Source organism: Pseudomonas sp. NPDC089752, from assembly GCF_044748725.1.
Lineage (GTDB): Bacteria > Pseudomonadota > Gammaproteobacteria > Pseudomonadales > Pseudomonadaceae > Aquipseudomonas.
Map to the genome: position 1 here is coordinate 211,179 of NZ_JBIVGP010000011.1, position 9,073 is coordinate 220,251.

The 9,073-nt window shown below is 63.3% G+C and carries 8 protein-coding genes; 2 read left to right on the forward strand and 6 right to left on the reverse strand.

The annotated features are described in order from the left end of the window. Nucleotides 1-33 precede the first annotated feature (33 nt). The 3 genes from ACIPZF_RS19615 to ACIPZF_RS19625 are packed head-to-tail and all read right to left on the reverse strand — an operon-like array spanning nt 34 to nt 2,672. Nucleotides 34-615 (reverse strand): TetR/AcrR family transcriptional regulator, encoded by a 582-nt coding sequence (locus tag ACIPZF_RS19615; RefSeq protein WP_400802253.1) that lies wholly within the window; start codon nt 613-615, stop codon nt 34-36. An 11-nt stretch (nt 616-626) separates the two neighbouring features. After that, nucleotides 627-1,475, reverse strand: a complete 849-nt coding sequence (locus ACIPZF_RS19620) for a 3-hydroxybutyryl-CoA dehydrogenase (protein WP_400802254.1) — start codon at nt 1,473-1,475, stop codon at nt 627-629. A 12-nt stretch (nt 1,476-1,487) separates the two neighbouring features. Continuing rightward, nucleotides 1,488-2,672 carry an acetyl-CoA C-acyltransferase family protein gene (locus ACIPZF_RS19625; protein WP_400802256.1) on the reverse strand — a complete coding sequence of 395 codons (1,185 nt, stop codon included), beginning with the start codon at nt 2,670-2,672 and terminating at the stop codon, nt 1,488-1,490. 168 nt (nt 2,673-2,840) lie between these two features. On the opposite strand from ACIPZF_RS19625, the gene ACIPZF_RS19630 reads away from it, so the two are divergent. Next, nucleotides 2,841-3,851 carry an AraC family transcriptional regulator ligand-binding domain-containing protein gene (locus tag ACIPZF_RS19630; protein ID WP_400802258.1) on the forward strand — a complete coding sequence of 337 codons (1,011 nt, stop codon included), beginning with the start codon at nt 2,841-2,843 and terminating at the stop codon, nt 3,849-3,851. A 4-nt stretch (nt 3,852-3,855) separates the two neighbouring features. Here ACIPZF_RS19630 and ACIPZF_RS19635 read toward each other — a convergent pair whose 3' ends face one another. Together ACIPZF_RS19635 and ACIPZF_RS19640 are read right to left on the reverse strand one after the other, a co-directional pair. Beyond that, on the reverse strand, nt 3,856-5,385 hold the full coding sequence (locus ACIPZF_RS19635; protein ID WP_400802260.1) for a catalase: 1,530 nt from the start codon (nt 5,383-5,385) through the stop codon (nt 3,856-3,858). 105 nt (nt 5,386-5,490) lie between these two features. After that, nucleotides 5,491-5,928 carry a carboxymuconolactone decarboxylase family protein gene (locus ACIPZF_RS19640; protein ID WP_400802262.1) on the reverse strand — a complete coding sequence of 146 codons (438 nt, stop codon included), beginning with the start codon at nt 5,926-5,928 and terminating at the stop codon, nt 5,491-5,493. A gap of 243 nt (nt 5,929-6,171) precedes the next feature. Between ACIPZF_RS19640 and ACIPZF_RS19645 the strand changes: the two genes are divergently transcribed. Further along, nucleotides 6,172-7,368, forward strand: a complete 1,197-nt coding sequence (locus ACIPZF_RS19645) for a CynX/NimT family MFS transporter (RefSeq protein ID WP_400802264.1) — start codon at nt 6,172-6,174, stop codon at nt 7,366-7,368. Here ACIPZF_RS19645 and ACIPZF_RS19650 read toward each other — a convergent pair. Beyond that, a complete protein-coding gene (locus tag ACIPZF_RS19650) occupies nt 7,361-8,794 on the reverse strand; it encodes a PLP-dependent aminotransferase family protein (protein WP_400802265.1) in 1,434 nt (477 codons plus the stop codon). The genes ACIPZF_RS19645 and ACIPZF_RS19650 overlap by 8 nt on opposite strands. Between the last annotated feature and the right edge of the window lie 279 nt (nt 8,795-9,073).

The window sequence follows — 9,073 nt, forward strand, 5'->3', positions numbered from 1 at the left end:
CCTTTCAATTCACCACGGGAAGGCCAGCATGGATTAGCGCAAGATCCGCTCGATGCCGCCTTCCAGCAGCTTCTCTATCAAGGCTAGCCCTTGTGCTTCAGTCAATGCCTTGAACCTCCCCGGCAATTGGTTCAGCAACGTGGCCACCACATGCGCGGTAGCCTCCAACATTTCTTCAGGCAATTTCGGCTGCGGTGCAATCAACCGCAGCAATCCCACCTCATACCGCTTGCGCACTGTCGCCAGACGCGCTTGCTGTTCCTCGCTCAGGCAACAGAAATCCCTCTGCGCCAAGCGCCACTGCAGTGGCCGTTCGGCATGCAATTGCCAGTGCGCCTCGATCAAGCTCGAAAGCGCCGAAGTTCCACGGGCCACGGCACGTCGGCCCAGCTCCAGCGTCGCCTGCAACTCTTCGTACAACTCCTCGATCAGGTCGTACAGCAGGTCCTGCTTGCTGGGAAAATGGTGATACAGCGACCCCGCCGTCAACCCTACATGCGCCGCCAGCTCGCGCATGCTCACCTGGCCAAAGCCTTTTTCGGCGAACAGCGCCATGGCCCGGTCACGACGCTCTTCAAAATTGGCACAGCGCATTGCGGCATCGGCCGGCGGCATGGGCTCGCTCCTCAGTAAGTGAAGAAGCCGCGGCCGCTCTTGCGACCCAGCCAGCCGGCCGCGACCATCTCCCTGAGCAGCGGGGCAGGGCGGTACTTGCTGTCGTTGAAGCCCTCGTGGAAGGCCTCCATGATCGCCAGCAAGGTGTCCAGGCCGATCAGGTCGGCCAGGGCCAGCGGGCCGATCGGCTGGTTGCAGCCCAGGCGCATGCCGGTGTCGATGTCCTGTGCACTGGCCAGGCCTTCCTGGCGCACGAAGATCGCTTCGTTGATCATCGGCACGAGGATACGGTTGACCACGAAGCCTGGACGGTTGCCCGCAGTGATCGGGGTCTTGCCGAGCTTTTCGGTGACCAGCAGCGCCTGGGCGTAAGTACTGTCGCTGGTCTGCAGACCACGGATGATCTCGACCAGGGCCATCATCGGCACCGGGTTGAAGAAATGCACGCCTATGAACCGCTCGGGGTGCTCGATGCTCGCCGCCAGCTGGGTGACCGACAGCGACGACGTATTGGTTGCAATGAGGCATTCGCCTGCCACATGGGCCGCCACCTGTTGCAGGATACGCTGCTTGAGCTGCAGGTTTTCGGTCGCGGCTTCGATCACCAGCTGCGCGCTGGCCAACTGGGCGTAATCGGTGCTGGTGCGGATGCGCGCTCTGGCGGCCTGGGCGCGCTCGGCGTCCAGGGTGCCTTTGTTCACCTGGCGTTCCAGGTTCTTGCTCAAGGTGCCCACGCCACGCTCCAGCGCAGCATCGCTGACGTCCACCAGCAGCACCTGATAGCCCGCCACCGCGCACACCTGCGCGATGCCGTTGCCCATGGTGCCGGCGCCAATCACGGCAATCTGTTCGATAGTCATGTCGTTCTTCCGTTAAACGCGTTCGAAGACCACGGCAATGCCTTGGCCGCCGCCGATGCACATGGTGGCCAGCGCGTAGCGACCCTGGATGCGCTGCAGTTCATGAATGGCCTTGGTGGCAATGATTGCCCCGGTGGCACCGACCGGATGGCCCAGGGATATACCAGATCCGTTGGGGTTGACCTTCTCCGGGTCGAAGTTCAGGGCACGGGCCACGGCGCAGGCCTGGGCGGCGAAGGCTTCATTGGACTCGATCACGTCCAGATCGCTGATCTTCAGGCCGGTTTTTTCCAGCACCTTGCGCGTGGCCGGGATCGGCCCCAGGCCCATCAGGTGCGGTTCGACGCCAGCGTGGGCATACCCCACCAGACGTGCCAGCGGCTTGAGCCCCAGGCGGCGCACGGCGTCACCGCTGGCCAGCACCAGGCCGGCAGCCCCGTCGTTGATGCCACTGGCGTTGCCAGCGGTGACGGTGCCGTCTTTCTTGAATACGGTTTTCATGGCGGCCAATTGTTCGGCCGTGACATCGCCACGCACGTGTTCGTCGACGGTGAACTCGACGGTGCCTTTGCGGGTTTTCAGTTGCAGCGGCGCGATCTGGCTGTCGAAACGGCCTTCTGCCTGGGCGCGAGCAGCGCGGCGCTGGCTGGTCAGGGCCAGTTCATCCTGCATTTCGCGGGTGATGCCATGCTCGGCGGCGACATTTTCCGCAGTGATACCCATGTGGAAATGCGCGAACGGGTCCTGCAGCACACCGACGGTGTAGTCGATGCCCTGCAGGTCGCCCATGCGTGCGCCCCAGCGCGCTTGCGGCAGCAGGTAAGGACCGCGGCTCATGGATTCGGCGCCGGCCGCCAGGGCCACGTCGGTGTCGCCCAGCAACAGGCACTGGGTGGCCGAAACGATGGCCTGCAGGCCCGAGCCACACAGGCGGTTGACGTTGAAGGCCGGGGTTTCCTTGGGAATGCCGGCGTTCATCGCCGCCACCCGGGCGAGGTAGGCATCGCGGGGCTCGGTGGGGATGACGCTGCCCATGACCACGTGACCGATCTGCTCGGCGGCCACCCCCGAACGCTCGATGGCGGCGCGCGTGATGGCGCTGGCCAGTTCGGCCAGGGGCAGGTCCTTGAGCGATCCGCCAAAACCACCGATGGCGGAACGGACGGCACTGACGACGTAGATTTCTGCGCTGCTCATGATGGCTCCGATTGCTTGGGCGTGGCGGGAGCGGGCCAAGCTCTGCGAGAATGGCCGGCGATCCCGGATGGGGTCCGAGTCTAGGCAAAGGCTCTATTGCAGCCTATGCCGGATCTGTTCAGTCAACCTGGCATTTTTTGCCACTCAGCATAGACAGCGAATACCACCATGCGCGATAGCGATACGGTCGCCGTGTACTTTCTCAATGCCATGCTGCATGCCCTGCGTGACCAGCCGCAGGCGCGTGATGAGCAGTTGCGCAAGGTGGGTATCGACCCAGCGCTGCTCGGCCAACCTCAGGCCCGCGTACCGGCCAAGGCATTCGCCGAGCTCTGGCTAGCGCTGATTCACCTGCTCGATGATGAGTTATTTCGCCTGGACAGCCATGGCATGCCGCTGGGCAGCTTCGCCCTGATCTGCCGCGGGCTGATCCAGGAGCCGAACCTGGAAAAGGCCCTGCGCCAATGCCTGGGTAATTTTGGCCTGTTCCTGCGAGATCTGCGCGGCAACCTGACGGTGCGTGGGGGCCGAGCGCTGATCAGCGTGCAATCGAACATTGCCGACCCGCTGACCCGCGTCTACGCCGAGGAAACCTACCTGGTGCTGGTCATTGGCCTGTTGTGCTGGCTGGCCGGGCGGCGCATCGGCATCGATCGCACCGAACTTGCGCTGGTGCGTCCGGCCCAGGAAGACGACATGCTGCTGTGGGGACCGGACCTGCGCATGGGCAGTGGCCGTACCCAGGTCGAATTCGACAGCGCCTGTTTGCGCCTGCCGGTGGTGCAGGGCCTGAGCGAACTCAAGACCTTCCTGCGCAGTGCGCCGCAAGGTCTGGTGATTCGCTTTCGCAACCACAATGGCCTGGTGGCCGAGGTCTACCGCCATTTGCGCGCGCGCTGTTACGGGCAGTGGCCGACGCTGCAAGCCCTGGCAAGGCTGCAAGGGGTCAGCGCCAGCACCTTTCGCCGGCAGCTGGAGCGCGAAGGGCGTTCGTATCAGCAGATCAAGGACGAAGTGCGCCGCGCGATGGCCTTCGAGCGCTTGCGCGAGGGGGTGATGAGCGTCGCCGAGATTGCCGAGCAGGCAGGGTTTCAGGAGCCCAGTGCCTTTCACCGGGCTTTCAAGAAATGGACAGGGCAGAGCCCGGGAAGCTACCGGGCGAAATTGGCTGGGCGATAAATGCTCAGTCCTCCAGGTTTGCCGCCAGCGCCTTGACCCGCTTCAAGTCGCCTTTGGCGACTTTGGCTACCCCCGCGCCATACTGCGCATCGGCCTTGTACAGGAACGACAGGATGATGTGCTTGCTCTCTTCGTCGGCTGTGGCGAGCGACTGGCCAAAGCTGTTCACCAGGTCGCGTTGCTCACGCTTGCTGTACGAGCGGTAAAGTTCGCCGGCCTGTTTGAAATTCTGCTGCTTGGCGATGACTTTCTGCTGGGTGGTCCCGCTCAATGGCAGCTCGCTGTAGCGTGCCGATTCGGGGGTGCTGCGTGGCTGCAAGCGGCTGGGCTCATAGTTGACCATGCCGTGGCTTCGGTTCGGATTGAGCGCGCCATCCTGGTTGCCATTATCGACGGCCGCTCGTGGTTGGTTGATGGGCAGGTTGTTGACATTTGCACCCACCCTGTACATCTGGGTATCGGCATAGGAGAACAACCGGCCCTGCAGCAAGCGGTCTTCGGATGGCTCGATCCCGGGGATCAGGTTGGACGGTGCCAGGGCGACCTGCTCGGTTTCCTGGAAGAAGTTCCCGACATTGCGGTTGAGCACCATCTGACCTACCCGGCGTTCTGCCACATCAGGCCATATCTTGGTGGCATCGAGCGGATCGAACTCGAATTGCGTCAGCTGCTCCGGGCGCAGTGTTTGAATGTAAAGGTCCCACTTTGGATAGTCGCCACGGCGGATGGCACTGACCAGGTCTTCGGTCATATGACTGAACTGCTTGCCCTGGATCTGCTCGACGGCTTTGGGGTTGAGGTTTTCACGGCCTTGCAGGCTCTTCCAGCGAAACTTCACGTAGGTGACCTCGCCCTGCTTGTTGACGAACTTATAGGCGTGGACGCTGTTGCCATCCATGTGTCGATAGCTTTTGGGCGTGCCTTCGTTGGAGTAGAGCAGTGTCAGAGTGCGCGTCGCTTCGGGCATGTGAGAGAACAGATCGAAGCGCCTGGCATCGTTGCCCAGGTTGCTGCGCGGGTCGGGTTTGAAGGCATGCACCATGTCCGGGAACTTGATCGCGTCGCGAATGAAGAAGGTCGGGAAGTTGTTGCCCACCAGGTCCCAGTTGCCGGTGCTGGTGTAGAAACGCGTGGCGAACCCACGCGGGTCACGCAGCGTTTCGGGTGAGTGCAGGCCATGCACCACCGAGGAGAAGCGCACGAACACTGGAGTTTTGTGCCCAGGGGTGAACAGCGGCGCCTGGGTGAGTGCAGACAGGTCTTCGAAGGCGGTGAATTCACCGTGGGCACCCGTGCCGCGGGCGTGCACCACACGCTCTGGAACGCGTTCGCGATCGAAGCGCTGAAGTTTCTGGATCAGCTGTACGTCCTGCAGCAGGGTCGGGCCTGCGGCGCCCGCAGTCTGCGAATGCTGATTGTCACCGACGGGCGCGCCGTTGTCGCGCGTCAAGGGTTGAGCGAGCAAGGCAGGGCTGCAGAACAGAGTGACGCATAACAGGGCGACAGTGGGCGATGTCAGGCGGGTTATTGGCATTGAGGTAGCTCACGGCTGTTGATTGAAAGCCGATGCTAGTAACGCCGCCTGCAGTGTGCAGCCAGAAGGATCAGTACGTTTTGTGGGATTTTTTTTGATCGGCGTTCATGCCGGCACCATCGCAAACCCCACGCCAAAACGGTTCCAGGCATTGATGGTGGCGATGGCCAGGGTCAGATTGACGACTTCAGCCGGCTCGAAGTGCTGCTGCAGCGCCTCATATTCTGGCTGAGGTGCACCCCGCTCCGGCAAGCGGGTGAGGCTCTCGACCCAGGCGAGCGCCGCCCGCTCGCGGGGGGTGAAGTACTGGGTTTCCTGCCATACGCTCAGCGTCTGCAGACGCGCTTCGGTTTCACCCGCCTTGCGTGCGTCATTGGCGTGCATGTTCACGCAATAGGCGCAACCATTGATCTGCGAAGCGCGCAATCGCACCAGCTCCAGCAGGGCGCTTTCCAGGCCGCTCTTGGCCAGGGCCTGTTCCAGGCCGATCATTGCCTTGTAGGCCTCGGGTGAGTGCTTGGCCCATTCGATACGGTTTTGCATGGCGATCTCCGAAGAAGGTGAGGTGGACTTGGCGCTACCTTAGCGCCCTGCGCCCCGCGGCCCGATAGCCAATCCGGCACATTGCCGGGAGGCCAATTGCACCATTCAGGTGCCCACTGGCTTGCATCCAATCTCTTCATTTCAGCTCAGCCTGGCGAGGCAGGATAATGACGCGGTGATGAATCCTGAGAGTCGATCCATGTGTAACGAACGCTGCAAACAGTGCAAGCAGGTGACCCGGCCATGAGAGGCGCGTTGAATCTGCTGCTGGTGATGTTGCTGGCGCTGAACCTGCGGCCGATCCTGACCAGCATCGGGCCGCTGCTCGAACCCATACGCGCCGGTACCGGCCTGGGTTACCAACAGGCCGCGCTGCTGACCGCGCTGCCGGTGTTGTGCATGGGCCTTGTGCCATTGCTGCAGCCCTGGCTGCGCCGTTGGCTCAGTGAGCATGGCGGCATGCTCGGCGGCCTCGCGGCCATCGCCCTGGCTTGCTTGTGGCGATTGCAGCTGGACAGCGCCTGGGCCCTGATCGCCAGTGCGCTACTGGCCGGGTTGGGCGTTGCGCTGGTGCAGGGCATGATGCCGGGGCTGGTCAACCGCTGGTTCCCCAACCGCCTGGCTGGGACCATGGGTTTGTACTCGGCCGCGCTGATGAGTGGGGGTGGCCTTGCAGCGGTGCTCGGGCCACACATCAGCGGCTATTTCGGCCACTGGCAGGCAGGCCTTGGGTTGTGGGCGATTCCGGCGCTGCTGGCGGTGCTCGCCTGGGCCGTATTGCGCCCGCGTGATGCGCAGCCGAAACGGGCGGGTGCTGCCGAGGGGCACTGGTTCGGTACGCGCCGAGCCTGGTTGCTGGCGCTGTACTTCGGCCTGATCAATGGCGGTTACACGAGCATGGTTGCCTGGCTGCCGGCATATCATCTCGAGCATGGCGGCACGGCCCAGGGCGGTGGCAACCTGGTAGGCCTGATGACTATTTTTCAGGTTGCTGGCGCGCTGGGTTTGCCATTGTTGCTGCGGCGCTGGGCAGACCGTCGTTTGGGGCTATGGCTGGCGTTGTCGATCCAGCTGGCAGGCTTTCTCGGCTTGTTGCTGGCGCCGACGGTGACAATGGGCCTGTGGGTAGCCATGATCGGCTTTGGCCTGGGTGCGTGTTTCAGCCTGAGCCTGACCTTGACCCTGGAACACCTGAAATGTCCCGGCGAGGCGGGCAGCCTGGCGGCGTTCGTGCAAGGGATTGGTTTCATCATCACCGGCATCGTGCCGTACATCACCGGTTGGCTGCGCGATGTGAGTGGTGACTTTCAGGCGTCGTGGGCGCTATTGACCGCGACCGTGCTGGCCATGCTGCTGGTGACCCGCTGTTTTGCGCCGCAAGGTTACGCTGCCGCCATCGCCCGGCCAGATCAAGGGGGGCAGGCGGCGCCCGTCAGTTGAGGCGCTCCAAAGTATCGCGCACGCGGTCCAGTGCCGGGTCGATATCAAGCAGTTCGATGGCGCCGAAACCCAGTAACAGCCCTGGGCGCACGGGCGCCTCGTTGAAAAAGGGTGCCAGCGAATAAAGGCCGACTTCCACTTTGCGGGCGAGGGTGGCCAACAGTTCGATATCGACCCCCGGCTGCGCCAGCGCGCTGAGATGAAAACCAGCGCTGGCCGGCACCGCATTGAACCAGGGCGCCAGGTCGCCTTCCAGCCGCGCCAGGATGCGTGCGCGGCGTGCGCTGTAAATATCGTGACAGCGGCGGATGTGTTTGCTCAGGTGACCTTCACTGATAAACCGCGCAAGGGCCCACTGCAGCAGCGTCGGGCTATGCCAATCGCTAAGGTGCTTGGCCACGCAGGCGGCATCGAGCACTGCGCGGGGTAGCACGGCGTAGCCCAGGCGCAGTTCCGCCAGCAAGGTCTTGGAGAAGGTGCCGACGTAAGCCACCAGGCCATGCCGGTCGAGGCGTTGCAGGGCATCGCAGGCCTGGCCGTGGTAGCGGAACTCACAGTCGTAGTCGTCTTCGATGATCAACGCGCCGAGTTCCGCTGCCCTGGCCAGCAGCGCGTGGCGGCGCGCTTCGCTCATCGGCATGCCGAGCGGGAACTGGTGCGAAGGCGTTACGTAGATCAGCCGGGTTCCATCAGCGATCTGCTCGACGCACAGGCCTTGCTCATCCACTGGCACCGACTGCAGGCGCGCGCCCAAGGCCAGGAACAGCTGCCGTGCGGGCGGGTAGCCTGGGTCTTCCATGGCCACCGGACAACCGGGCTCGATCAACACCCGGGCAATCAAGTCCAGCGCTTGCTGGGCACCGTTGCACACCAGAATATCCGCAGCGCTGCAATGTACGCCGCGGGCAAAGGCGATGTGATGAGCGATGGCTTCACGCAGCTCGGGCAGGCCCTGGGCCGGGAACTGCCGTTCGGGGTGGCGCTGGCTGCGGCGAAGGGCATAGTTCAGGCAACTGCGCCAATGGTCGAATGGGAATTGCGACTTGATCGAGGCACCGCCGACGAAGTCATAGCGTGACGGCGCTTCCTGCGTGCGCCTGGCCAGTACCGTGGCGCGTTGCTGCCAGCGGGCCAGCGACGCGGCGGCGGCCAGCGGCACGGTTTGCGCGTCGCCGTTGCGTACCGGCTGGCGCGGGGTGATGAAAGTGCCACGGCCGACCACACCGCTGAGCAAGTTTTCGTATGTCAGCCTCGAGTAGGCTTCGGCGACGGTCTTGCGCGACACGCCCAGCTGTTCGGCGAGCAAGCGGGTAGGGGGCAATTGAGTGCCGGCGGCCAGGTGACCGCTGTCGATGCCGGCGCGCAGCTGTTGGTAGAGCTGGTCGGCCAAGCCTTTGCGGCCTTCCAGGCGGATGTGCAGTTCCATGAGGGCGTCCAGGATGCATGAGTGCTGAGGATAGCGAATCTTTGCTAAATTCTACCGCTGCCCCAACACCCGTTGCTCTTGCTCTTGCTCTTGCTCTTGCTCTTGATCTGCTTTTGCTTCTAAGTGCGCGGTAGTACAGACGACACAGATTGCGACTTCAGGAGGCCGAACGGAGGTCTTGCGAAGGGAGGTGACGGGCAGGAGCCCGTCAAGCGCCTCGGCCCATGGATGGGCCGTGGGCGCGGTCCTCCCGGGAGCAAGGCCGGAGTGAGGGAACCC

Coding starts and splice junctions, on each gene's coding strand:
- ACIPZF_RS19625 (WP_400802256.1), bottom strand. CDS start 2,672: ATGAGCAGCGCAGAAATCTACGTCGTCAGTGCCGTCCGTTCCGCCATC.
- ACIPZF_RS19650 (WP_400802265.1), bottom strand. CDS start 8,794: ATGGAACTGCACATCCGCCTGGAAGGCCGCAAAGGCTTGGCCGACCAG.
- ACIPZF_RS19640 (WP_400802262.1), bottom strand. CDS start 5,928: ATGCAAAACCGTATCGAATGGGCCAAGCACTCACCCGAGGCCTACAAG.
- ACIPZF_RS19635 (WP_400802260.1), bottom strand. CDS start 5,385: ATGCCAATAACCCGCCTGACATCGCCCACTGTCGCCCTGTTATGCGTC.
- ACIPZF_RS19630 (WP_400802258.1), top strand. CDS start 2,841: ATGCGCGATAGCGATACGGTCGCCGTGTACTTTCTCAATGCCATGCTG.
- ACIPZF_RS19615 (WP_400802253.1), bottom strand. CDS start 615: ATGCCGCCGGCCGATGCCGCAATGCGCTGTGCCAATTTTGAAGAGCGT.
- ACIPZF_RS19645 (WP_400802264.1), top strand. CDS start 6,172: ATGAGAGGCGCGTTGAATCTGCTGCTGGTGATGTTGCTGGCGCTGAAC.
- ACIPZF_RS19620 (WP_400802254.1), bottom strand. CDS start 1,475: ATGACTATCGAACAGATTGCCGTGATTGGCGCCGGCACCATGGGCAAC.